At 62.7% G+C, this 24,270-nt stretch carries 23 protein-coding genes and 1 pseudogene; 6 read left to right on the top strand and 18 right to left on the bottom strand.

Annotation, left to right across the window (positions count from 1 at the left end):
* Positions 1–105: 105 nt before the first annotated feature.
* Entirely contained in the window at positions 106–2,130 is a 2,025-nt protein-coding gene (locus tag CO670_RS07620) for a LysM peptidoglycan-binding domain-containing protein (RefSeq protein WP_097589684.1), read from the bottom strand.
* A gap of 155 nt (positions 2,131–2,285) precedes the next feature.
* Here CO670_RS07620 and CO670_RS07615 point away from each other — a divergent pair, with 155 nt between their 5' ends.
* Entirely contained in the window at positions 2,286–2,909 is a 624-nt protein-coding gene (locus CO670_RS07615) for a TIGR00730 family Rossman fold protein (protein WP_097589683.1), read from the top strand.
* A gap of 45 nt (positions 2,910–2,954) precedes the next feature.
* On the opposite strand, the gene rarD is transcribed toward CO670_RS07615, so the two are convergent.
* The 7 genes from rarD to cysS form a co-directional block, all read right to left on the bottom strand.
* A complete protein-coding gene (rarD, locus tag CO670_RS07610) occupies positions 2,955–3,869 on the bottom strand; it encodes an EamA family transporter RarD (RefSeq protein ID WP_097589682.1) in 915 nt (304 codons plus the stop codon).
* Positions 3,870–4,050: 181 nt separating this feature from the next.
* Positions 4,051–5,664 carry a citramalate synthase gene (gene cimA / locus CO670_RS07605; protein WP_097589681.1) on the bottom strand — a complete coding sequence of 538 codons (1,614 nt, stop codon included), beginning with the start codon at positions 5,662–5,664 and terminating at the stop codon, positions 4,051–4,053.
* Positions 5,665–5,845: 181 nt separating this feature from the next.
* Positions 5,846–6,808, bottom strand: coding sequence for a prolyl aminopeptidase (gene pip, locus CO670_RS07600; RefSeq protein WP_097589680.1), 963 nt, complete (start codon positions 6,806–6,808; stop codon positions 5,846–5,848).
* On the bottom strand, positions 6,805–7,281 hold the full coding sequence (locus CO670_RS07595) for a GFA family protein (RefSeq protein WP_097589679.1): 477 nt from the start codon (positions 7,279–7,281) through the stop codon (positions 6,805–6,807). The genes pip and CO670_RS07595 overlap by 4 nt, the downstream gene beginning before the upstream one ends.
* Positions 7,271–7,765, bottom strand: coding sequence for a GFA family protein (locus CO670_RS07590; RefSeq protein WP_097589678.1), 495 nt, complete (start codon positions 7,763–7,765; stop codon positions 7,271–7,273). The genes CO670_RS07595 and CO670_RS07590 overlap by 11 nt, the downstream gene beginning before the upstream one ends.
* Positions 7,762–8,238, bottom strand: coding sequence for a GFA family protein (locus CO670_RS07585; RefSeq protein WP_097589677.1), 477 nt, complete (start codon positions 8,236–8,238; stop codon positions 7,762–7,764). The genes CO670_RS07590 and CO670_RS07585 overlap by 4 nt, the downstream gene beginning before the upstream one ends.
* 208 nt (positions 8,239–8,446) lie before the next feature.
* Positions 8,447–9,838 carry a cysteine--tRNA ligase gene (cysS, locus tag CO670_RS07575; RefSeq protein ID WP_097589675.1) on the bottom strand — a complete coding sequence of 464 codons (1,392 nt, stop codon included), beginning with the start codon at positions 9,836–9,838 and terminating at the stop codon, positions 8,447–8,449.
* A 285-nt stretch (positions 9,839–10,123) separates the two neighbouring features.
* Between cysS and CO670_RS07570 the strand changes: the two are divergent.
* A pseudogene (locus CO670_RS07570) lies at positions 10,124–10,872 on the top strand (GH25 family lysozyme).
* 9 nt (positions 10,873–10,881) lie between these two features.
* On the opposite strand, the gene CO670_RS07565 reads toward CO670_RS07570, so the two are convergent.
* From CO670_RS07565 to radA, 4 genes are all read right to left on the bottom strand, one after another.
* Positions 10,882–11,622, bottom strand: coding sequence for an SDR family NAD(P)-dependent oxidoreductase (locus tag CO670_RS07565; protein WP_097589674.1), 741 nt, complete (start codon positions 11,620–11,622; stop codon positions 10,882–10,884).
* A gap of 78 nt (positions 11,623–11,700) precedes the next feature.
* Entirely contained in the window at positions 11,701–13,191 is a 1,491-nt protein-coding gene (gene purF / locus CO670_RS07560; protein WP_097589673.1) for an amidophosphoribosyltransferase, read from the bottom strand.
* Between the two features lie 232 nt (positions 13,192–13,423).
* Entirely contained in the window at positions 13,424–14,050 is a 627-nt protein-coding gene (locus CO670_RS07555; protein WP_097589672.1) for a CvpA family protein, read from the bottom strand.
* A 90-nt stretch (positions 14,051–14,140) separates the two neighbouring features.
* On the bottom strand, positions 14,141–15,541 hold the full coding sequence (gene radA, locus CO670_RS07550; RefSeq protein WP_097589671.1) for a DNA repair protein RadA: 1,401 nt from the start codon (positions 15,539–15,541) through the stop codon (positions 14,141–14,143).
* Positions 15,542–15,705: 164 nt separating this feature from the next.
* Between radA and CO670_RS07545 the strand changes: the two genes are divergently transcribed.
* A complete protein-coding gene (locus CO670_RS07545; protein ID WP_097589670.1) occupies positions 15,706–16,341 on the top strand; it encodes a LysE family translocator in 636 nt (211 codons plus the stop codon).
* A 9-nt stretch (positions 16,342–16,350) separates the two neighbouring features.
* Here the strand turns inward: CO670_RS07545 and alr are convergent, their stop codons facing one another.
* Entirely contained in the window at positions 16,351–17,514 is a 1,164-nt protein-coding gene (gene alr, locus CO670_RS07540; protein ID WP_097589669.1) for an alanine racemase, read from the bottom strand.
* 240 nt (positions 17,515–17,754) lie between these two features.
* On the opposite strand from alr, the gene CO670_RS07535 reads away from it, so the two are divergent.
* The 3 genes from CO670_RS07535 (at position 17,755) to CO670_RS07525 (ending at position 19,647) form a co-directional block, all read left to right on the top strand.
* The gene (locus CO670_RS07535; RefSeq protein ID WP_088677355.1) at positions 17,755–18,576 is read left to right on the top strand and encodes an AraC family transcriptional regulator; all 822 of its coding nucleotides are present in this window, start codon (positions 17,755–17,757) and stop codon (positions 18,574–18,576) included.
* Between the two features lie 67 nt (positions 18,577–18,643).
* Entirely contained in the window at positions 18,644–19,348 is a 705-nt protein-coding gene (locus CO670_RS07530; protein WP_097589668.1) for an AzlC family ABC transporter permease, read from the top strand.
* Positions 19,345–19,647 (top strand): AzlD domain-containing protein, encoded by a 303-nt coding sequence (locus tag CO670_RS07525; protein ID WP_097589667.1) that lies wholly within the window; start codon positions 19,345–19,347, stop codon positions 19,645–19,647. Before CO670_RS07530 ends, CO670_RS07525 begins: the two co-directional genes overlap by 4 nt.
* A 24-nt stretch (positions 19,648–19,671) precedes the next feature.
* Here the strand turns inward: CO670_RS07525 and CO670_RS07520 are convergent, their stop codons facing one another.
* The 5 genes from CO670_RS07520 to rpsF all read right to left on the bottom strand — a co-directional run bounded on the left by CO670_RS07520 (position 19,672) and on the right by rpsF (position 24,005).
* Positions 19,672–21,168 (bottom strand): replicative DNA helicase, encoded by a 1,497-nt coding sequence (locus tag CO670_RS07520; protein ID WP_097589730.1) that lies wholly within the window; start codon positions 21,166–21,168, stop codon positions 19,672–19,674.
* Positions 21,169–21,543: 375 nt separating this feature from the next.
* A complete protein-coding gene (gene rplI / locus CO670_RS07515) occupies positions 21,544–22,122 on the bottom strand; it encodes a 50S ribosomal protein L9 (protein WP_097589666.1) in 579 nt (192 codons plus the stop codon).
* 20 nt (positions 22,123–22,142) lie between these two features.
* Complete coding sequence (locus CO670_RS07510; protein ID WP_097589665.1) at positions 22,143–23,129, bottom strand: DUF2232 domain-containing protein; 987 nt, start codon at positions 23,127–23,129, stop codon at positions 22,143–22,145.
* 156 nt (positions 23,130–23,285) lie between these two features.
* Positions 23,286–23,534, bottom strand: a complete 249-nt coding sequence (gene rpsR / locus CO670_RS07505; RefSeq protein WP_004680498.1) for a 30S ribosomal protein S18 — start codon at positions 23,532–23,534, stop codon at positions 23,286–23,288.
* 12 nt (positions 23,535–23,546) lie between these two features.
* Complete coding sequence (rpsF, locus tag CO670_RS07500) at positions 23,547–24,005, bottom strand: 30S ribosomal protein S6 (protein ID WP_011424774.1); 459 nt, start codon at positions 24,003–24,005, stop codon at positions 23,547–23,549.
* Positions 24,006–24,270 lie beyond the last annotated feature (265 nt).

Raw genomic sequence — 24,270 nt, 5'->3', positions numbered from 1 at the left:
TCGCCAGATAGGGTGCCGGCCGGACGAATGCAACAAGTGCGGGGCTCTGCAAAAGACAAGCCGGGCGGTTATCCGCCCGGCTCGTCCAGATGGTTTTTGCTGGCCTTAGAGGTGCTCGCCGGAAAGGCGTTTGCGATGCAGCTCCTCGGCGTTCGGCAGGGCGTCCTTCGGCAGCCCGAAGATCTGGCCGGGGCGGATGCGATCGGGATTGATGATCTTGTCCTCGTTGGCCATGTAGATCGTCGTGTAACGGACGCCCAGCCCATAGGTGCGGCGCGAGATCTGCCAGAGCGTATCGCCGCGGCGGATGATGACCGCGGCATTGTTTGCGGTCAGCGGCGCCTGCTCGATCGTCTTCGGCTCGTTGCTCGCTGCATCGTTCGAGGCGGGTGCCACCGGCGCGGGCGCTGCGTTGAGCTCGGCGATCAGCGCGCCGAGCCGGTCGATGGCGGCCCCGACCGATTTCGCATCCTTCGGCAGGCCCTGAAGCAGGGTCAGCGCAGTGGAGGCCGTCTGCGCGGCGGAGCCGGATGCCCGCTTGAACGTGTCGGGCGCATCGGCTTCGGGGCGGAAATCCACGACGGATCGCAGGGCAAATTCCGTTGCCGAGCGGGCGGCCGCAAGCTGTTCGGCGCCCGGCTGCTTGCCGTCGGCAAACAGGCCCTTCAGCAGGCCGAAGGCCTTGCCGGCCTCTGCCTTGCGCTTGCCGAGTTCGCCCTCGTCGACCGGGACGAGCGAAGAGGCGCCGTTCGCATCGACGGGAGCCGATTGCGCGGCGACCCTGACCTGATCGCCCGCCGGGCGGTTGAAATTCACGGCGGCGCGCACGATCACCTTGCCGGCAGGATCGACGACATCGACGCGGATCTTGTGGTCGCCGACCGAGAGCGCCGCCACGCCGTCAATGACGAAATGGCCGTCGGAGCCGGCCGTGTCCTGGCCGATGAGGCTGTCGTCGGCATAGCCGAGGACCTTGGCATTGGCGCGCGTCGTGCCGGCGATGAAGATCTTGTTACCCTCGATCTCGACGGCGTTGACCATCACATCGGGCACGGCTGCCTTGTCGGGCGCGGTCGCGCCTGGCGTGGCGGGCTCGCCGGCGCTGCCGGAGGAAGCGTCGGGCGTCTGCAGCGCCAGCTCGCCTGTCGGAGCAGGGGTCGCGGCAGGCGCCTCAGCGGAAGCCGCATTGCCGGCAGCCGGCGCATTGGAGGCATCGGCGACCTCGGTTCCAGCCTTCGGCGCGGTGATGATGCGGCTGGCGGCGCCAGGTTTGGAAACCATGGCAAGCAGATTGGCGCCGTTGCCGTCCTTCGGCACGGAAATGGTCGCGACCTCTTCGGAAGTCGTGCTCTTGCCATCCTTGCCTGTTGCCTTCAGCACCAACTGGTGATCGCCGGCCGAAAGCGGGTTGTCCAGGACGGCGGCAAAATCGCCGCTCCCATCGACGTCGGCCGTCGTCACCACCTTTTCGCCGTCGAGCACCTCGAGCTTGCTGTTCGGTTCGGCCGAGCCGGCAATGACGGTCGAGCCGTCGGGCTCGACGCGCAGAACGTCGAAGGCCGGAAGCTTCGGGCCGGTATTCTGCGCTGCCGTATTGGCCGCAGGAACCGCAGGCTCGGGCGCACCGGTCAGCGCTGCCTCGGCCTTGGCGATGGCGGCAAGCGCATCGGCGGCATTCTCCGGAAGCGCCTGAACGATCGCGACCGCCTTCGCGCCGCCGTCCTTGGCCTTGGCGGCCACGGTCTGGGTCGCGGGGTCGGCGCCGTCGGGAACTGCAAAATTGGCAAGTGCGGTCAACGCATTGACGGCCTTGGTCTTGGCGGCGGTGAGGACATCGATGGCCGGCCCCTTGCCGTCGGCAAAGAGTGTCCTAAGTTCGCTAAGCGACGTGCCGGCGTCGGCGGAGAGGCGGCCGACCTTTTCGGCGACGGCAGCCGAATCGGCCACGGCGGAGCGAGATGTCTTTGCCGCCTCGTTAACCGTGTTCTTGAGGTCCGTGCTCGCCTGGTTGATTGTGTCGCCGATCTTGGTTGCATCGCCGCCGATGCGCGGCATGACGAAAAACACCATCAGTAAGATTGCGATTACGAGCACTGCAAGGGCCAGCAAGCCGGCACGGTTTTTCATCATTCTGTCTCCCAAGGCGGCAATTTGCCGTAGTACCTAAAATTGCTAGCGATTCCCGTTGCTTTTCACAAGCATTCAAAGCAATTAGGCAAGCTAGGCACGCTGCTTTTCAGTCAATTTTCTTGACTGCATTGAAATGGAATAGTTGTTTCGCCTCTATGACCGAGCAATCTGTATCGATTCGATCCATCTGCGTTTACTGCGGCTCCAGGCCGGGACGCGATCCTTCACACATGGCGGCCGGGCGTGCTCTCGGAAGAGAGATCGCCGAATACGGCCTGCGCCTCGTCTATGGCGGAGGCACCAAAGGCATCATGGGCGCGGTTGCAAGCGGCGTGCTTTCAGGCGGCGGTCAGGTCACCGGCATCATTCCCGAATTCCTGATCGATATGGAAGCGACGCGCCACTCGCTCGGTCAGCTCAACGAACTCATTGTAACTCCTGACATGCATGCGCGCAAACATACGATGTTCGAGCGCTCGGACGCCTTCGTCGCGCTCCCGGGCGGCATCGGCACGCTGGAGGAGATCGTCGAGATCATGACCTGGGCGCAGCTCGGCCGCCACGAGAAGCCGATGGTCTTTGCCAACATCAACGGCTTCTGGGATCCGATGATGGAACTGATGCGCCATATGACCGGGGAAGGCTTCCTGCACACGGCCCACCGGGTGCAGCCGCTGATCGTCGACGACGTCTCCGGCATCATTCCGGCGATCATGGCCCAGGCAGCCCAACTTGCCGCCGACCGCGACGGCGAGGACGACGTGATTTCGAAGATGTAGGCAGGTGCCGGCGGGTGTCTCCGGGTGTCTCCGGCGCCTGCGGTTTCAGCGCCCGCGGCTGCTCTTCAGCATCGACCAGCTATAGAGGAACAGCCCCGCCCAGATCAGCGGGAAGGCGATCATGCGCGCCGTGCCGAGCGGTTCGTGGAAGGCGAAGACGGCGATCAGGAAGATCATCGTCGGCGCGATATATTGCATGATGCCGATCGTCGAGAGTTTCAGGAGCTTGGCTCCATTCGCATAGATCATCAGCGGCACGGCGGTCACGACGCCGCAGCCGAGCAGCAGGGCGGTGTCGGCAAGGCCGGTGCGATAGAAATGCCCCAGGCCGCTGCTGAATTCGAGATAGAGGATGTAGAGCAGGGCCGGCCCGCTGAGGATCAGCACCTCAAGGAAGAAGCCCTGGTTCGGCCCGAGCGGCAGCGTCTTGCGGAAGAGGGCGTAAAATCCCCAGGAGATCGCCAGCGTCAGTGCCACCCATGGAATGCCGCCGCTATCGAAGGCAAGAACGACGACGGCGACCGCCGCCAGCGCGATCGCCGCGATCTGCAGCGGCTGCAGCTTTTCCTTGAGGAGCACGGAGCCGAGGAAGATGCTGAACAGCGGATTGATGAAATAGCCAAGCGCCGCATCGAGCGAATGGCCGGCGCCGATCGCCCAGACATAGGTGCCCCAATTGACGGTGATCAGCGAGGCCGTCAACGCCCCCATCGCCAGCATGCGCGGCGAGCGCAGCGCCGCGCGGATATCCCCGGTGCGCCCGAGCACGACCAGCACGATGCCTGCCAGCGGCAGCGACCAGACGATGCGGTGCGCGATCACCTCGGAAGGCGGAATATGCGCCACCGCCTTCATGTAGAACGGCAGGAAGCCCCAGAGCAGATAGGCCGTCAGCGCGAAGGCGAAACCGCGCGGACTATCTTCGTTCTTGATCAGCGGAACGGATGCGTCGGTGGACATCGGGTGTTTCCATCTTTGTTCTTCTTCTGATCCGGCCTAGCTTAAGCGCCGTGAATAGGCCAATTCATTTCGTTGAATGAACGGTGAGAGGATTTGAAGCGCAAGACGCGGCGATGGACCAAACGCGGCTTGCGATTTCCGGGCGCAGACTCGGATATTCTCGCCGAACCGGCGGAAAATCTTATTCCGCCGCGATCTTGCCGGCCAACTGCCGGTTCTTCATCAGCTTGTAGATGACCGAATCCATCAGCGCCTGGAAGGAGGCGTCGATGATATTTTCCGAGACGCCGACCGTCCACCAGCGCACGCCGTCGCTGTCGGTGGATTCGATCAGCACGCGGGTGATCGCCTCCGTGCCGCCGTTGAGGATACGCACCTTGAAATCGGCGAGCACCAGATCGTCGATCTCGTGCTGGTACTTGCCGAAATCCTTGCGCAGCGCTAGGTCGAGCGCGTTGACCGGCCCTTCGGCATCGGCAACCGACATCAGCGTCTGTCCGTCGATGGTGATCTTGACCACCGCTTCCGAGACGATTTTCACGCGGCCGAGACTGTCGAAGCGGCGCTCGATCATCACTCGGAAGCCTTCGATGGTGAAGAATTCCGGGATGGTGCCGAGCGTGCGATGCGCCAGGAGCTCGAAGCTTGCATCGGCGCCCTCATAGGCATAGCCGATGGATTCTCGTTCCTTGACGATCGAGATCAGCAAGTCGAGCTTCGGGTCGTCCTTGGCGACGATGATGCCGCGCCGCTTCAGTGCGTTGATAAAATTCGCCTTGCCGCCCTGATCGGAGACCATCACCTTTCGGAAATTGCCGACGCTTTCCGGCGGCACGTGTTCGTAGGTGCGCGGATCTTTCAACAGAGCCGAAGCATGGATGCCGGCCTTGGTGGCAAAGGCGGACGCGCCGACATAAGGCATCTGGTGATCCGGCGAGCGGTTGAGAAGCTCGTCGAAGGCGTGCGACAGCCGGGTGAGGTTCAGCAGCCGCTCCTCGTCGATCGCCGTTTCGAAACGTGTGTTGTAAGCGCTCTTCAGCGCCAGGGTCGGGATCAGCGTCACCAGATTGGCATTGCCGCAGCGCTCGCCGATGCCGTTCAAGGTGCCCTGGATCTGCCGGACGCCCGCCTCGACGGCAGCCAGTGAATTGGCGACCGCCTGGCCGGTGTCGTTATGGGCGTGAATGCCGAGACAGTGGCCTGGAACGCCTGATGCGATCACCGCCTCGACGATGGCGCGCACCTCCGGCGGCTGCGTGCCGCCATTGGTGTCGCAGAGCACGACCCAGCGCGCGCCGCTCTCATAGGCGGTCTTGGCGCAGGCGAGCGCATAGGCTGGATTGGCCTTGAAACCGTCGAAGAAATGCTCGCAGTCGACGATCGCCTCCTTGCCCGCGCCGACCGCCGCCTTGACGCTCTCGCCGATGCATTCGAGGTTTTCCTCGTTGGTGCAGCCGAGCGCCACGGCGACATGATAGTCCCAACTCTTGGCGACGAAACAGATGGCATCGCTTTTCGATTGCAACAATCCGGCAATGCCCGGATCGTTGGAGATCGAAACGCCCGCCCGCTTCGTCATCCCGAAGGCGACGAAGGCGGCCTGGCTGGTGCGCTTCTCGCTGAAGAAAGCGGTGTCCGTCGGATTGGCGCCGGGATATCCACCCTCGACATAATCCAGGCCGAACTCATCCAGCATGGCGGCGATCGCAATCTTGTCCTCGACGGAAAAATCGATGCCGGGCGTCTGCTGCCCGTCCCGGAGCGTCGTGTCGAAGAGGTAGATGCGTTCTTTCATGTCGTTTCCTCCCGGCAGGCGGGTGTTGGTGGAATGCGGATGCTGCCCCTCATCCGGCTGCCGCCACCTTCTCCCCGTTCTGACCGGGAGAAGGGACATGCCGCACCGTTTCGCAGGGCAGGTCCCCTCTCCCCGCGCGCGGGGAGAGGGCTAGGGTGAGGGGCTGCCCTGTTCAGGACAGTTAATCCAACTTCCCGGCAAACTTATCCGTCGCCCGGATCAGCTGGTCGAGAATGCCCGGCTCCGAATAGGCATGGCCGGCGCCCTCGATCAGGTGGAACTCTGCCCTCGGCCAGGCCTTGTGCAGCAGCCAGGCGTATTTGGCCGGGCAGGGCATGTCGTAGCGGCCGTGCACGATCACGCCTGGAATATCTTTCAGCTTGCCGGCGTCGCGGATCAATTGCCCTTCATCCATCCAGCCGGCATTGACGAAGAAATGGTTCTCGATGCGGGCGAATGCATAGGCGAAGTCCGGCTCCTCGAACTTGCCGCTCGTCGAGGGTTCCGGCAGAAGCGTGATCGTTTCGCCTTCCCAGATGCTCCAGGCCTGCGCGGCTTCAAGGCGCACATTCCTGTCCGCATGCGTCAGGCGGCGGTGATAGGCATGCATCATCTCGTGGCGTTCTTCAGCCGGGATCGGAGCGATGAAGCGTTCCCACTTGTCGGGAAACATTTCGGAGACGCCGAACTGATAGTACCAGTCCAGCTCGGCCTTGGTCAGCGTATAGATGCCGCGCAGGATGAGTTCGGAAACGCGCTCCGGATGCTTTTCGGCATAGGCGAGCGCCAGTGTCGAGCCCCAGGAGCCGCCGAACACCTGCCATTTGTCGACACCGGCCATCTCGCGCAGCCGCTCGATATCGGCAACGAGGTGCCATGTCGTGTTGGCATCGAGTTCGGCATGCGGCGTCGACCTGCCGCAACCACGCTGGTCGAACAGCATGACGTCATAGAGGGCGGGATCGAAAAGACGGCGATGGGCCGGCGAGATGCCGCCGCCCGGCCCGCCATGCAGGAAGACGGCGGGCTTGGCACCCGGGGTTCCCGACCGCTCCCAATAGATCATATGGCCGTCGCCGACATCGAGATGGCCGGAGGCATAGGCTTCGATTTCGGGATAGAGGGTGCGCAGTGTCTCGGTCATATTTTCACGCCTTTCGCGGGCCAGACTTCAGTATCCTGATCGGGGTGCTGGAAGGAGATGATTGCTTCCTGCCGCGCGTAAAAATCCTGATCCTTCAGGACCGGCGCGTCGAAGATCTGCTCGACCCAGGGCAGGCGGGCGTCGTAATTGACCTGGATCTGCGGCGCGAGATCGCTGCGGTCGTCGAAAGTGCCGATCGCAAGCTCGAGGCCGCCGGGATGGCGATAGGTCATCGGCGTGCCGCAATTGCTGCAGAAGCCGCGGTCGATATTGACCGAGGACTGGAAGTAGCTCGGCTCACCGCGCGTCCACTCCATCCCTTCCTCCGGCGCGGTGACGAGCGCGGAGAAGAAGCCGCCGAACTGCTTCTGGCACATGCGGCAATGGCAGATCGAGGGTCGCCCCAGCTTGCCTGATATGCGGAAGCGCACGGCGCCGCACTGGCATCCGCCTGTTCTGATCTTATCCGTCATGGGGTTCTCCGAATGGCCAGCTTGTCGTATCGTGGTCCGGGTGCTGATGATTGCTTGCCGCGATCGCGTTCTCGCGGTCGGGCGTTTCAGGCTCGGCTTCCACAGGCAGCCCGTCGAGGGCGTGAAACCAGGACATCCTGCGGCCGGTGCTCGATTGCATCACGGGCCGAACGGCATCGGGATCATCGAGTGAGCCGAGCGCGATGTTGATGAAGTCCGCTTCCGGAATATCGTAGAAGAGCGGCGTGCCGCAATCGCGGCAGAAACCGCGCCGCACGAGATCGGAAGAGCGGAACCATTTCGGTTCGCCGCGCGTCAATTCGAAATCCTGACGCTTTGCCGCAGCGAGCGGCAGGAAATAGTTGCCGGCCGCCTTCTGGCACATGCGGCAATGGCAGACATGGGGGTAGCCGAGTTCGCCGCGCGCGCGGTAACGCACCGCGCCGCACTGGCATCCGCCGGTATACTTCGTGACTTCGCTCAAGAGCGATCCTCCGGCGGCCAGACCGACGTATCATGGTCGGGATGCTGATAGGAAACGAGTTCATGCAGGAAGGAACCTGCCGTCAAATCGGCCTCGGTTCTTTCTCCAGGCAGTTCATGCAGATGATCGACGAAGGCGATCTTGCCTTCGACGCCCCACTGTATGGTCGGCGGCAGCAGCGAGGGATCGTCGAACGCGCCGGCGGCAACCGCCATTCCGTCGGGCGCCTCATAGGTCAGCGGCGTGCCGCAATCGCCGCAGAAGCCGCGCTCGACGAAATTGGAGGAGCGGAATCTCTTGCGCGCTCCCCGCGTCCATTCGAACGCGGCGCCGCGCACCGAAACCAGCGGCGCATAATAGGCCCCGAACGCCTTCTGGCACATGCGGCAATGACAGATCGACGAATCCTTCAGTTCGCCGCTGACGCGAAAGCGCACCGCACCGCACTGGCATCCGCCGGTATAGGTGGTCATGGCAGGTCCTCCTGCAGTGATGCCGTTGATAACGAGAAAACCCCTCCCAACCCTCCCCACAAGGGGGAGGGCTTTCCCGCGGCGCCGCCTTTGTTTCTGCCTCGAACGCTTGCGATTGCGGTGACGTCGTTTCGAAGCAGTGTGGCACCGTAGCCCCTCCCCCTTGTGGGGAGGGGTTGGGGACGGGTCTTACACCCCAGCGCCGTTCTCAACGCTTCATCTCCCACGTCGTCACCCGCTCGCCCGTCGCGGCATCCTTGCCGTCCTTCAGCTGGATGCCTTTTGCCGTCAGCTCGTCGCGGATCTTGTCGGCTTCGGCGAAATTCTTCGCCTTCAGCATTTCCAGGCGCATGGCAACAAGCGCATCGACGGCCGCTGCGACGGCTTCGTCGATTTCGGCCTTCTTCGGCAATACGCCGAGAAGGGCGGCCGTTGCGGCAAAGCTGGCGCCTGCGGCGGGGTCCGTATGGGCGGCCTGCGCCAGCGCATGCAAGGCCTGCACTGCCGCAACCGTGTTGAGGTCGTCGGCAAGCGCGTTCAACACGGTCTCATCAGGCTCGGCATCGCCGGGCTCCGTTGCCGGCCATTTGGCGAGCAGGCGTTCGGCCTCTTCCAGGCGCTTGATCGAGAAATCGATCGGCTCGCGGTAATGGGTCATCAGCATCGCGAGGCGCAGCACTTCGCCCGGCCATTTGCGGCCGCCGAAAATCTGCGTGTGCAGCAGATCGTGGATCGTGACGAAATTACCTTCGGACTTCGACATCTTGCGGCCTTCGACCTGCACGAAGCCGTTGTGCATCCAGACGTTCGCCATCACCTCGGTCCCATGGGCGCAGCGCGACTGGGCGATCTCGTTTTCATGGTGCGGGAAGATCAGGTCCAGCCCGCCGCCGTGAATGTCGAAGATATCGCCGAGATAGCGCCGGCTCATCGCCGAGCACTCGATATGCCAGCCGGGCCGCCCGCGGCCCCAGGGGCTTTCCCAGCCGGGTTCGTTGTGGCTCGACAGTTTCCACAGCACGAAATCGCCGGGGTTCTTCTTATGCGCATCGACGGCGACACGGGCGCCCGCCTGCTGTTCGTCGAGAGGACGCTTCGAAAGCTGACCATAATCGGCCATGGACCGTGTGTCGAACAGCACTTCGCCTGCCGCCACATAGGCATGGCCATTGGAGATCAGCTTCCCGATGATCTCGATCATTTCTTGGATATTGTCGGTGGCGCGCGGCTCGACATTCGGCTCCAGGCAGCCGAGCTCGGCAACATCGGCGTGAAACTGCGTCTCGGTCTTTTCCGTGACGGCGCGGATCGCTTCGTTCAGCGGCAGGCCGGGATGATCTCTCAGCGCCCGCGCATTGATCTTGTCGTCGACGTCGGTGATGTTGCGGGCATAGGTGACGTGGTTTTCGCCATAGACATGCCGCAGCAGCCGGAACAGCACGTCGAAGACGATGACCGGCCGCGCATTGCCGATATGGGCGAAATCATAGACGGTCGGGCCGCAGACATACATGCGGACATTCTCGGCATCGATCGGCTTGAAGGCCGATTTCTCCCGCGTCAGCGTGTTGTACAGCTTCAGTTCCGGCGTGCCGCCCATTTCACTCTCCCAAAACGCACGTTCAGAAAATATCGCAACCGGCGGACCGGGGCGTTTCGCATCTTGACTATTTGGGAGACGAAAACGGCCGGGCCAGCGCTTGCGCTAGCGAATAATCTTTCCGCAGATAATGCAGATAACCGTTTTCATGCCGCGTTTTATGGCGCGGGAATGACATTTGGTCAAGAGGGCGAAAATACGATGCGAGCGTCGGGGCTTGTCCGCCATTTTCGCAACGCAAATCGCGCGTAGCCAGCGGGAAGCCGCTAAAAATTGGGGGAATTCGTGAGGCGCCTGGTGAGGGGGACGATTGGAGCGGTTGCAATTCTGGCAGTCGCCTCGGCCGCATATTTCGCATACGATTTCGGTATGCTTCGCTTCAACAATCCATCTTTAGCGACCTATCCGATCCAGGGCATCGATGTCAGCCATCACCAGGGCGATATCGATTGGAAGACGGTGGCCGCGCAGCCGAACGTGCGCTTTGCGATCATGAAGGCGACCGAAGGCGGTGATCACAAGGATTTCAGGTTCGCCGAGAACTGGCAGCGTGCCGGCGATGCCGGGCTGGTCAGGGGCGCCTATCATTTCTTCACATTCTGCCGCCCGGGCAGGGATCAGGCGCAGAATGTCCTGGCGACCGTGCCAAAGGCGCTGGATGCCTTGCCGATCGCCGTCGACTGGAATTTGTCGGCAATTGCAACAAGGTCCCGACGCTGGACGAAATAGTTGCGGAGTTGAACGCTTTCTTCACCGAGCTGAAAGGCACGTTTCCGGAAAAGCCGATCTTCTACGTCACGCAGGAGTTCTACGATCAATATCTGAAAGGCAATGAAGCCCGCTTCCCCGAACATTATCTCTGGCTGCGAAGCGTGTTCAAGGAGCCGGCGCAGAAAGGCTGCGGTCGCTGGTCGATCTGGCAATTTGCCGATAACGGCACCGTGGACGGCATTCAGGGAGCGGTGGATCTCAATGCGCTCTGCCCGTCGGAAACGGGTTTCGCTCACCTGTTCCCCGCCGTTACCGCCAATTGAGGCGCGAGCCTATTCCGGCAGCCGGTAATCCGCGAGCTTGTTCTCGCGGACGATAAACAGCTTGCCCGTCTCGGTCACGCCGGGGCCGAGCAGCGGCAGGATCGCCCTGGCGACCTCGGAAGGATGCGGCAGCGTCTGCGGATCTTCGCCCGGAACGGCCTGGGCGCGCATCGCCGTGCGGGTCGCTCCCGGATCGACGCTGGTGATGCGCAACGGCGTCGATTGCGTCTCGCCGGCCCAGGTGCGGGCCAGCGCTTCGACGGCTGCCTTGGAGGCGGAATAGGCACTCCAGAAGGGGCGGCATTTGTGCGCGGCGCCGGACGACAGGATGACGGCGCGGCCGGCATCCGAGCGGGTGAGCAGCGGATCGACCGAGCGGATCAGCCGCCATGTCGCGGTGACGTTGATGGTCATCACCTTTTCGAAGACCTTCGCCTCGATATGGCCGATCGGCGAGATCACGCCGAGCACGCCGGCATTGGCGACGAGGATGTCGAGTTTACCCCAGCGCTCGAAGATCGAGCCGCCGAGCGCATCGATCGCGTTCATGTCGGCAAGATCGAACGGTACGAGCGTCGCGCTGCCGCCGACAGCCTTGATCGCATCGTCGAGATCTTCCAGCCCGCCGACCGTGCGCGCGCAGGCGATCACATGGGCGCCGGCCTTGGCGAGTTCCAGTGCCGTGAAGTAGCCGATGCCGCGCGATGCGCCTGTCACCAGCGCGATCCTGCCTTCAAGATTGATGTTCATCTGCCCGGGTTCCGGATGTGCTTGGAAAGGTGAGGGGCGCAATAGGCCCCTCCAACGGAAAGTCAAAACGGAAGCGGCTCAGCCGTTGCTCGCAAGCATGGAAATCTTGTTGCCCATGGACTCGCCGTTCTTGTCGAGCAGGCGGGTCGGATAGTCGCCGGTGAAATAGTGATCGGTGAACTGCGGGCGGGCCGGGTTGCGGTCCTCGCCGCCGACGGCGCGATAGAGGCCGTTGATCGACAGGAAGGCTAGCGAATCCGCGCCGATATACTTGGCCATGGCTTCGACATCGGCATACTGGTTGGCGAGCAGCTTATCGGCATCGGGCGTATCGATGCCGTAGAAGTCGGGGAAGAAGATCATCGGGCTGGCGACGCGGATATGGACTTCGCGGGCGCCGGCCTCGCGGATCATCTGCACGATCTTCAGCGAAGTCGTGCCGCGCACGATGGAATCGTCGACGAGCACGACGCGCTTGCCTTGGATCATCGCTCGGTTGGCTGAATGCTTCAGCTTTACGCCGAAGGCGCGGATCTGCTGCGTCGGCTCGATGAAGGTGCGGCCGACATAATGGTTGCGGATGATGCCGTATTCGAAGGGGATGCCGCTTTCCTGCGCATAGCCGAGCGCTGCGGGCGTGCCGCCATCCGGCACCGGCACGACGACGTCGGCCTCGACCGGTGCTTCCTTGGCGAGGTTCATGCCCATGCTCTTGCGCGTCGTATAGACGTTGCGGCCGCCGACGACCGAATCCGGCCGGGCGAAATAGACATATTCGAACAGGCAGAGGCGCTCCGGCTGCGGCTTGCTGGGCTTGCGGGCATCGATACTGATCGAGCCGTCGGGCTGGATTTCGCAGATGATGACTTCGCCGTTTTCGACGTCGCGGACGAACTTGGCGCCGATGATGTCGAGCGCGCAGGTTTCCGAACAGAAGATCGGCTTGCCGTCCAGCTCGCCCATGACAAGCGGGCGGATGCCGGTCGGGTCGCGCGCGGCGATCAGCTTGGTGCGCGTCATGGCGAGCATCGAATAGCCGCCTTCCATCTGGCGGATGGCGTCGATGAAGCGGTCGGCTGTGGACGTATGGCGCGAGCGGGCGATGAGGTGGAGGACGACTTCGGTATCGGAAGTCGACTGACAGATGGCGCCGGTTGCGATGATCTGGCGGCGCAGGGTCAGGCCGTTGGTGAAATTGCCGTTATGGGCAATGGCGATGCCGCCTTCCTCGAGTTCGGCAAAGAGCGGCTGCACGTTGCGCATCGCCACTTCACCGGTTGTGGAATAGCGCGTATGGCCGATCGACATGCCGCCGGGCAGGCGGGCGAGCGTCATCGGATTGGTATAATGGTCGCCGACGAGGCCCATATGGCGCTCCTGATAGAAGCGCTTGCCGTCGAAGGAGACGATGCCGGCCGCTTCCTGCCCGCGATGCTGCAGGGCGTGCAGGCCGAGAGCCGTAAGGGTCGCGGCGTCAGGATGTCCCAGAATTCCGAAAACGCCGCATTCCTCATGCAGCGTATCTCCGTCGAGCGGATCGTCGGTCGGGAAGGAATGGGACTGGTTCATTTCTGCGGGCCTCTGCTCTCACAAGAATGGATCGGCATTACCAATAGCATGATACCGGACATCGCGCAGATTTCCGATAACTTCATCTTGAACGACATCCGCTGTCAAAGCCCGTTTTCCGGCTCTGAAACGGCTTGGGTCCGGCGGAGCTGGAATGCCCGGCCGGACCCTTATTTCACGTCCCGCTCAAATGGCAATTGCCGAAAGGCGAGTCAAGCTGCTGAACACTGTGTCAATTCGCCGGCTGCTGCGCGCCGTCTGCGGGCGCTGCCGGTGCGTCTTCCGCCGGAGCCGGCTCGCCGGCCGGCGGATTGGCGCCCTCGGTGCCCTGTGCCTGCGGCTGCAGCTTATCACGGATGCTTTCCGGTATCATCTGAGCAAATTGCTCCGGCAGAACCGACTTCAGCTTCACGACCATCGAATCCAGGAACGGCTTGGACTTGGCTTCATTGACCCAGGTCGGGCGGTGGTCGACATCGACGAGCCAGTTCCAGAAGGCGACGGCGACGACCAGGAGCAGCACGCCGCGCGCGGCGCCGAACAGGAAGCCCAGCGTGCGGTCGAGCGCGCCGATGCGGCTGTCGATGATGAAATCGGCGATCTTCATCGTGATGAAGGAGATGACGATGAGCGCGATGAGGAAGACGACCGCTGCCGAGCCGACGATCGCGATACGGTCGTCATCGGTGTATTTCTTCGCATAGGGCAGCAGATAGGGGTAGAGGTAGTAGGCGGCGGCGGCGGAGCCGCCCCAGCTTGCGATCGAGAGGATCTCGCGCGAGAAGCCGCGGACCATCGCCAGCACGGCGGAGAAGAGCACGACGCCGATGACAATACCGTCGAAAATCGTAATGGGCATGTAAATTCAACTCCAGGACTGCCGCTTGGCGGCCGTGTCGCGCCTTATCGTGTGCCTCCTATATCATCACCAATCTTGGCAATGAAAGGATCAAACCTCGTCTTCCACACGCAGCGCCCCCTTCGAGCCGGCGATGCGCGCGACCAGATCCGGCAGGCTTTCCACCTCGCTCCAGCGCCCGCCCGAATTCTTCGGCAGTTCGGCGGAGGCGGACGGAAGCAATGCTGCGGAAAAACCCAGCTTCTCGGCTTCCTTGAGGCGCTGGGCGGTGTGCGCAACCGGCCGGATGGCGCCCGACAGGCTGACTTCGCCGAAATAGACGCAATCGGCAGGAAGGGCAATACCGGCAAGCGAGGAAACCAGCGCCGAGGCGACGGCGAGATCGGCGGCCGGTTCGGAGATGCGATAACCGCCGGCGACGTTGAGATAGACGTCGTGCTGGCCGAGCCTGACGCCGCAATGGGCTTCGAGTACGGCCAGAATCATCGACAGCCGGGCCGAATCCCAGCCGACCACGGCGCGCCGCGGTGTTCCGAGCGAGGTCGGCGCCACCAGCGCTTGGACTTCGACGAGCACGGGACGGGTACCTTCCATGCCGGCAAAGACGGCCGCACCCGGCGATTTTTCATTGCGTTCGCCGAGGAAGAGTTCGGATGGGTTGGCGACTTCGCGCAAACCTCTGTCGGACATTTCGAAAACGCCGATCTCATCGGTCGGGCCGAAGCGGTTCTTGACCGTGCGCAGGATACGGTAGTGATGGCCGCGATCGCCTTCGAAATAGAGCACGGCGTCGACCATGTGCTCGACGACGCGCGGGCCGGCGATCTGCCCGTCCTTGGTCACATGCCCGACGAGCACCATGGCCGCACCCGTCTGCTTGGCGAAACGGATCATCGACTGTACGCCGGTGCGCACCTGCGTCACCGTTCCCGGCGCGGATTCGGCCAGTTCGCTCCACAGCGTCTGGATGGAATCGATGATGACGAGGTCCGGCCTTTTGCCTTCGGCAAGCGTCGCCAGAATATCCTCGACATTGGTTTCGGCTGCCAGCATCACGTCGGTATCAGCCGCGGCAAGACGCTGCGCCCTGAGGCGGACCTGCGCCACCGCTTCTTCGCCGGAGACGTAGATGATCTTGTGGCCGCGCCGCGCAAGGGCGGCTGCCGCCTGCATCAGCAGCGTCGACTTGCCGATGCCCGGATCGCCGCCGATCAGCACTGCCGAACCGCGCACGAAGCCGCCGCCGAGTGCCCGATCGAGCTCCGACATGGCGGTATGGATGCGCGGGGCCTCCTCGATCTCGCCGGAGAGTGCCGTCAGCGCGACAGGGCGGCCCTTCTTCGGCGTCTTGCCGGGGCCGGAGCCGATCCCGCCCATCGGATCTTCTTCGACGATCGTGTTCCACTCGCCGCAACTATCGCATTTGCCGGCCCAGCGGTTATGGACCGCGCCGCAATTCTGGCAGATGAACTGTGTCCTGGCCTTCGCCATCAATCGCTCTTTCAGTCGAGTTATCAAGATGAAGCGTCGCGTGCTTCATCGAATCATTGTCGTGCTTGAGATAATGGCTATCGCGACGGATCAAAACTAATGATTTCCCCATCAGTGGTCGCCGTGCCTATGTTTCCGGCTCTGCTTATCCGGGATGGTGGAAGATGTTCGATTATTCGCTGACTCATTGGCTTGCATTCCTGTCGGCGGCGGTTTTGCTCAACCTCTCGCCAGGCCCCGACATCGCCTTCATCCTCGGCCACACGATGCGCAGCGGGAAGCGCGCCGGCTTCTCCGCGCTGTTCGGCGTTTGGTCGGGTGCCTGCCTGCATGTTCTGATGGCGGCGCTCGGCCTGTCCGCCGTGCTCGCCGCCTCGGCTTTCGCTTTCTCCACGGTCAAATGGATCGGCGCTGCCTATCTCGTCTGGTTGGGCATCCAGGCTTTGCGCGCCGGTGGCGGCAGCGGCCTGATGAAGGCAGCGGATGAAAAACTGCCGGCGACAAGGATCTATCGGCAGGGAATCCTGGTGTCGCTGCTCAATCCGAAAGTGGCGATATTCTTCTTGGCGTTCCTGCCGCAATTCGTCGTCGAAGGGGCAGGGCCCACCTGGGCTCAGCTCATGCTGCATGGCGGGCTCATCATTGCCGTCGCGGCCTTCATCGAACCGCCGCTCGTCCTTCTCGGCGGGCGCCTTGCAGATGTTTTGAGGCACAACGAAAAAATCGGACGGTGGCTCGATCGCGGTCTCGGTGCGCTTTTCGTGGCGCTCGGCGTCCGTCTCGCGCTCAGCAGCCGCTGACAGCAAGCTCTACTCCTCGGCCACGTAGCGCCGTTCGTGGCGCAGCCCCATGCTGGTCAGGATCTCGTATCCGATGGTGCCTGCTGCCCGCGCCACCTCGTCGAGCGGCATGTTCCTTCCGAACAGTTCGACATAATCGCCGGCGCGCACGGCATTGTCCGGCAGGTCGGTGATGTCGAAGATCGTCAGATCCATGGTGATCCGGCCCGCGACCGGCACCTTGTGTCCGGCGATGAAGCCTTGGCCGCCTTGCGGCACGACCTGGCGCAGAGGCACGCCGGCGCTCGACTGGCTGCGGATATAGCCGTCGGCATAACCGGCCGAGACGACCGCCAGCCGGCTGTCACGGTGAAGCTGCAGCGCCCGTCCGTAGCTGACGGTTTCGCCGGCTTCGACCGTCCGCACCTGTATGACGCGCGCTTCCGCGGTGGCGACCGGGCGCATCGGGTTCGCCATGCCGCTGACCGCTTCACCGCCATAAAGCGAGATGCCGGGACGGGTCAGATCGAAGTGATAGTCTTCGCCGAGAAAGACTCCGGCCGAGGCGGCAAGACTTGAATCGATGCCTTCATAGGCCGCGCTAACCTTGCGGAATGATTCGAGCTGGCGCCGGTTCATGGCATGGCCGGGATCGTCGCCACAGGCGAGGTGGCTCATAACAAGCACCGGCGCAAAGCTTGCCGGCCGCGAGACGTCGTCGGCGAGCGCCAGCGCATCTTCGATGTGCAGCCCCAGCCGGTTGAAGCCGGTATCGACATGCAGCGCGCAAGGATAATCGCCGTAATCGGCAAGCACTGCCATCCAGAAGGCGAGCTGCTCGTCGGAGGAGATCACCGGCACCAGATCGTTCTCGAAGAAGCGCCGTTCGGTGCCCGGCCATATGCCCGAGAGCACGAAGATGCGCGCCTCTGGCGCATAGAGGCGAAGCGTCACCCCTTCATCGACGGTCGCGACGAAAAAATCCCGGGCGCCCGCGAGGTAGAGCGCTTCGCCGGCATCCTCGATGCCCATGCCGTAGGCGTCCGCCTTGACGACGGCCGCGGCGCGCGCAGCGCCGGAGCGCCGCGCCATGTCGCGCCAGTTCTCCGTAAGCGCAGTCAGATCGACAGTCAGCCGCAGGCCCGCGGAAGCGAAAAGATCGTCATCTTCGAAGGGGATGGGAAAATCTGTCATGAATCGCCGTGAAGTAATGAAAGGAAATCGCCCGAGCCAGTCTAGAGCATGTCGCGCAAAACTGTGCAGCGGTTTTACGATTACGACATGCTTTAGAGAGCATTCTGGCCAAGGGAAAGCGCAGGCGGTGACATAACACCTTTTGCCTGTCCCACGATCACTTTTGTTCAAGACGCGTACAGGCTTCCGCGATAATCTAGCCGGATGCAGAACGTATCGCAAAAAGAGGCGGCCGAAGCCATGCCGCTTGCGAACGTGGAATCGGCCCGCTTCTGGCGGGATAGCCGCTTCCGCGACATGGAGTGTTTGAGCGCCACCTTCCTGACGCATGAATATGCGCCGCATGCGCATGATACCTTCAGCATCGGCGCGATAGAAAGCGGCAGCCAGATCGCCACGCTCAGCGGCAGGCGGGAGGAAACCGGCCCGGGAGACCTTTATCTCATCGATCCCGGCGTGATCCATGACGGCGCTCCGGGCGGCGAGGGCTATCGCTACCGGATGATCTATCCCGACATGAAGCTGTTCGTCGATATTCTGGAAGATGTCACCGGCAAGGCCTTCCATGCGACGCCGTCTTTCCCCGGCGGGCTTCCGCGCGATCCGCAGCTTGCCAATGCCTTTCATGCCGCCCACCGAACGCTGGAAAGCGGCGCGGGTGCGCTGGAGTCCGATGAGGGAATGTTTTCGGTGCTGGCGGCGATCTTTGCGCGTCACGGCAGCGCGATCATCGTTCCCGTCGATACCAAGGAGCGAAGCGCGGTCGCCCGCGCCCGCGAATACCTCGTCGAGAATTTCGACAGCGATGTGGGCCTCGAGGAACTGGCCGGCGTGGCGGGTTTGAGCCGCGCGCACCTCATCCGCGCTTTCCGCAAGGAATATCACATCACCCCGCACGCTTTTCTGACGGACCGGCGCGTGCAGGTGGCCCGCCGGCTGCTGCGGCAGGGGCGCATGCCGGCCGATATCGCGCTCGAATGCGGTTTCGCCGATCAGGCGCACTTCACCCGGCACTTCAAGGCACGCACGGGCGTGACGCCCGGCCAATTCCGCACGGGCTGATCACTTTCGTTCAATACAGCCATGGCCGCCTGGGTTAACCCTCCGCGATCTTGATCAGGAGGTTGCCATGTTGCAGCACAGCCGGCCATCCGGCGAGTTTCTCGCCGGAATGCGTGCCATTTTTCCGCTTGTTGTCGCCGTCTTGCCGATCGGCCTCGTTTTCGGCGCGGTCGCGGCCACCAAGGGGCTTTCGCCGCTGGAAACGACGCTGATGAGCGCGCTGGTCTTTGCAGGCGGTTCGCAATTCGTGGCCATGGACATCTGGACGCATCCGGCAAGCTGGATCGGCGTCGGCTTCGCAGCCTTGCTGGTCAATATCCGCCATGTGCTGATGAGCGCGTCGATCGGCACGAAGATGCAGTCTTTCTCCGGCATCAAACGTTATGTCGCCATGCTCTTCCTCGCCGACGAGCTCTGGGCCATGGCGGAATTCCGCGCCGGCAGCACACGGCTGACACCGGCCTGGTATGCCGGCATCGTCGCGCCCTTCTACCTCACCTGGGTCGGCTCTTCGCTGGCGGGCGCATTGCTCGGCGCCTTCCTCGGCAATCCAGCGGTCATCGGCCTCGACTTCGCCTTTCCGGCCGTCTTCATCGTGCTCGTCATGGGCTTCTGGAAGGGGCCGGAAACCGGTGCCGTCCTTGCTGCCAGCGGCGCCGCGTCCGTTGCGGTCCATCACTTCGTGCCGGGGGTCTGGTATATCGCCGCCGGCGCTCTGGCCGGGCTGGCAACGGCACTCTGGCAGGGCAGGGCGCGGGAGCAGGCGGCATGACGCTCGACCTCAACACGATCATCGCCATCCTCGCGATGGCGGCCGCTACGGTCTTCACCCGCGTCAGCGGCCTCGTCCTGATCCGTCATGTCGAGATGGATGAGCGGCGGAGAACGGCGATCGAGGCCATCCCGCCCGCCGTGCTGATGGCGGTCATTGCCCCGACCGCTTTTGCGGCCGGCTGGGCGGAGGCGCTCGCCTGCGCGGCAACGGCAATCGCCGCGCGCCTTCTGCCCATGCTTGTCAGCGTCGCAATTGGCGTTGCAACGGTTGCGCTGCTGCGGGCTGCCGGGTTCTAAAGGAGATTGATGCGGGAAACCACGTCAATGTTCCTCGTATTGTATGAAGGAAGGATCGGCGAGATCGGCGAAACGCGTGAACTCCGCCTGGAAGGCGAGCTTCACCGTGCCGGTCGGCCCGTGACGCTGCTTGGCGATGATGACGTCGGCCGTGCCCTTAACCTTGTCGAAAGTCGCTTCCCATTCCGGATATTTCGGATCGTGGATATCCCGCGGCTCCTGGTTCTTGACGTAATATTCCTCGCGGAACACGAAGAGCACGACGTCTGCGTCCTGCTCGATCGAACCGGATTCGCGAAGGTCGGAAAGCTGCGGGCGCTTGTCGTCACGGCTTTCGACCTGACGCGAGAGCTGCGACAGCGCGATGATCGGAACGTTGAGTTCCTTGCCGAGCGCCTTCAGGCCGGTAGTGATCTGGGTGATTTCCTGGACGCGGTTGTCGCTCGATTTGCCCGAGCCGGTCATCAACTGCACGTAGTCGACCACGAGCACATCGAGGCCGCGCTGGCGCTTGAGGCGGCGTGCGCGCGCCGAAAGCTGGGCGATCGAGATACCGCCGGTCTGGTCGATATAGAGCGGCACCTTCTGCATCATCATCGAGCAGGCGACGAGCTTTTCGAAATCCGCATCGTTGATGTCGCCGCGACGGATCTTCGAGGAGGAGACTTCCGTCTGTTCGGAGATGATACGGGTGGCGAGCTGTTCGGACGACATTTCGAGCGAATAGAAGCCGACGACGCCGCCGTTCTTGGCCTTCGTGCTGCCGTCCGACTGCACTTCGCCCTCATAGGCGGCCGCGATGTTGTAGGCGATGTTGGTTGCAAGCGAGGTCTTGCCCATGCCGGGGCGCCCGGCGAGGATGATCAAGTCCGACCGCTGCAGGCCGCCCATCTTGGCATCCAGCGAGTGGATGCCGGTGGAGATGCCCGAAAGCCCGCCGTCGCGTTCCTTGGCGACGGCCGCCATGTCGATCGCCAGCGCGACGGCATCGTTGAAGGACTGGAAGCCGCCGTCGTAGCGGCCGTTTTCGGCAAGTTCGAAGAGGCGGCGCTCGGTATCCTCGATCTGCGACTGCGGCGGCATGTCGAGCGGCGCGTCGTAAGCGATGTTGACGACGTCCTCGCCGATGGTGATCAGCGCCCGGCGCAGCGCGAGATCATAGATCGCCCGCCCATAGTCCTCGGCATTGATGACGGTGACCGCGTTGCTGACGAGGCTCGCCAGATATTGCGACACGGTCATGTCGCCGACCTTCTCGTCGGCTTTCAGGAAGGTCTTGATCGTCACTGGGTTGGCGATCTTGCCCATGCGGATGATGTCGCCGGCAACCTCGAAGATCTTCCGGTGCAGCGGCTCGTAGAGATGGATCGGCTTCAGGAAATCCGACACCCGGTAATAGGCGTCGTTATTCATCAGGATGGCACCCAGAAGCGCCTGCTCGGCTTCGATGTTGTTGGGTGCTTCGCGATAGTGCTGCTCCGAAGGAGCAACGGCTGCAATCTTTCGAGCGGCGTCGTTCATCATCATCCGTTCTGTCTTTTTCCAACTCCGGATTTGCAATTCCGGATGGAGAAATCAAGGGGCTGCGATCGGAGCGGAGCTGGTCTCGCCTAAATCCTGAACGCCTGTGCCCATTGTTCGACTTCTCCACAGTCTCGGGCGCCACAAAAGAGAAATACTGGCAGTGTCACCCTGAGGACACGGTACGGAGCCGACTCAGCTCATCCGTTCCGGAGAAGAAGATGTTAGCGCCATGACATCGGGCACGCAGCAAAAACATCGAGACAATCCCCCGGTAAAAAATGATCCGGCGGCTGCGCGCGCATCGAAAGAACGGAAACGAAAAAGCCCGGCGCGGTGGCCGGGCTTCCCTCTCGCGGATTGCTCCGGTGAGAATTATGCTTCGTCTTCGTCGAGGCCGTCGGCTTCCGGATCGAAGAAATCTTCCGGACGCAGTGCGTCTTCGTCGACGCCATAGATCGCGTCGACCGAGGTGAGCTCTTCGCCCTTGGCCTGGCGCTCTGCTTCTTCGGCGGAGCGGGCAACGTTCAGCTCGACGTTGATTTCGACTTCGGCATGCAGCTGCAGCTCGACCTTGTGCAGGCCGATCGACTTGATCGGCGTGTTGAGGTGAACCTGGTTGCGGCCGATGTTGAAGCCTTCGGCGGCGAGGATCTCGACGACGTCACGAGCAGCGACCGAGCCGTAGAGCTGGCCGGTTTCGCCGGCGGAGCGCACGACGATGAAGGACTTGCCGTCGAGAACGTCGGCAACCTTCTGGGCTTCCGACTTGCGCTCGAGGTTGCGGGCTTCGAGCGTGGCGCGCTCGGATTCGAAGCGGGCCTTGTTGGCGGGGTTGGCGCGCAGCGCCTTGCCGAGCGGCAGCAGGTAGTTACGGGCAAAGCCGTCGCGAACCTTTACGGTTTCGCCCATCTGGCCGAGCTTGGAGATGCGTTCGAGAAGAATGACTTCCATTTTCTTTCCTTTCTTGTGTCTCAGATTTTCGTGTCGGATTGTTTGGGGGCATCGGCATCTTTCGTCGGGGTCAGCGCGATCGCCTTGCGCGTATCGCTAAGACCCACGACCAGGATGAGGAGAGCTGGCAGCAGCATGAGCATCGAAGCCAGGTAGCAGAGGATGAGGGCCGGTATGCGCCAGTCCTTCCCACGCGTGCGGAAATGCAGCGAGGCGAAGCCGGAGAGCATGAAACCGGCGCCGAAGGCGCCGATCACGGTCGCCCCGAGCAGCGCCGGGACGCCGCCGAAGAAGCAGGCCGCAAGTCCGGCCAGGAAGATGAAGATCGAATTGCGGTTCATGCGCAGCGACGAGGGAATGTCCTCGCGCGGACGAAGGCCCCGGCCGGATGCCGCGACGATGCGCACCGCGAAATAATAGGCGGCAAACAGCATGCTGACCCACATGCCGCCCTGCACCGCCGGCAGCATCAGCAGGATCAGCGATTTGGTCTGCGCGGTCGCCGCTGGATCGGGCATGAATTCCGGCTGCTGCTGTTTGACCGAGGTGATCAGCAGATCGACGATCGGATCGGTAACCTCGGGCCCATAACCGATCATCACGCCGATGACGATGACGGCGATCGTCACCAGGCCGCAGAGATGCAGCAGGATATCGGAGAGCGGATACCAGGCAAGCAGATGGTCAGGGCCGCCGAGCTCGGAGGCGGGGCGCGCGAGATTGGCGAGATGGCTGAGCCAGCCGGCCGGCAGCAGCGTCACCAGCGTCATGATGAGCGCGAAAGAAGGAGAGATCAGGACCGCGCCGAGTGCGGCAGCGGTGACGACGGCCGAAATCGCGGCGGCATTGCCCCAGCCGAGCCCGACGATCAGGATCGGAAGCGCCGAGGCCGTGTAGAGGATCGCGCTGAAAAACGACGGCTGCATGCTCGCGCCCAGCACCAGCAGGGCGGCGGTCAATCCGGCGAGTGCGCCGATCAGCAGCGTTTTAAGGTTCGGTCGTTTCAAGGTCGCTGTCCTGCTTCATCAAGCAGTTAGAGGATGTTGCTGAATCGAATTCAGAAACGTCTCAACATGGGTTTTAACAGTTCCGATCCGCGCCCATCGCGGAAGGGAAAAGGGAAGGCACGAATGCCTTCCCTCGAATCTGATTGCGTCGGCCGATCAGGCGACGACGTAGGGCAGCAGGCCGAGGAAGCGGGCGCGCTTGATCGCCTGGGCGAGTTCGCGCTGCTTCTTCTGGGAAACGGCCGTGATGCGGGACGGAACGATCTTGCCGCGCTCGGAAATGTAGCGCTGCAGCAGGCGTACGTCCTTGTAGTCGATCCGCGGTGCGTTTGCGCCGGAGAACGGGCAGGTCTTGCGGCGGCGATGGAACGGACGACGGACCGGTGCGGAGGAAGCTTCAGACATTCTTATATCTCCTTATGCACGGTCTTCGCGGGGAGCGCGATCCGGACGCGGGCCACGCTGGAAGTCGCCGTCACGGCGCGGCGGACGGTCGCCGAATTCGCGGCGCGGGCCACGATCGCCGCCTTCACGCGGGCCGCGGTCGTCGCGGTCGCGCTTCTGCAGCATGGCAGACGGGCCTTCTTCGTGCTTTTCGACGGCGATGGTCATGTAGCGAAGAACGTCTTCGCTGATACGCATCTGGCGTTCCATTTCCTGGATCGCAGCCGGCGGTGCATCGATGTCCATCAGCGCGTAATGCGCCTTGCGGTTCTTCTTGATGCGATAGGTGAGGGACTTGAGGCCCCAGTTCTCGATGCGCCCGACCTTGCCGCCGTTAGCTTCGATCACGCCCTTGTACTGTTCTACGAGGGCATCGACCTGCTGAGCGGAAATATCCTGCCGGGCAAGGAATACATGTTCATAAAGAGCCATGACAGCTTTGCCTTTCTTGCGTTTGGTTCAACCCGATATTCGGCGGCTAAGCCTCAACGACTGCTCCTGATTGGGCGGACCCAGGCAAGAAAAGCGTTTCCGAGACGGTCGAGAGCGGAGACACGGGAGGCTGGAACGCTTCCGTTCCGAACGATTTCCGCGAGGAAACCGGCCCTCCGTTCAGCCACCAGCCAGAAGACCGGGTCAACGAACAGGCGCGCTTATACGGATTTTTGCGGGAAAGGCAAGCGAACGGGGCAAGAAA

The sequence above is a fragment of the Rhizobium sp. J15 genome (genome assembly GCF_002531825.1).
In the GTDB taxonomy this organism is placed as follows: domain Bacteria; phylum Pseudomonadota; class Alphaproteobacteria; order Rhizobiales; family Rhizobiaceae; genus Rhizobium.
This window is presented reverse-complemented; position numbering and strand designations above follow the sequence as displayed.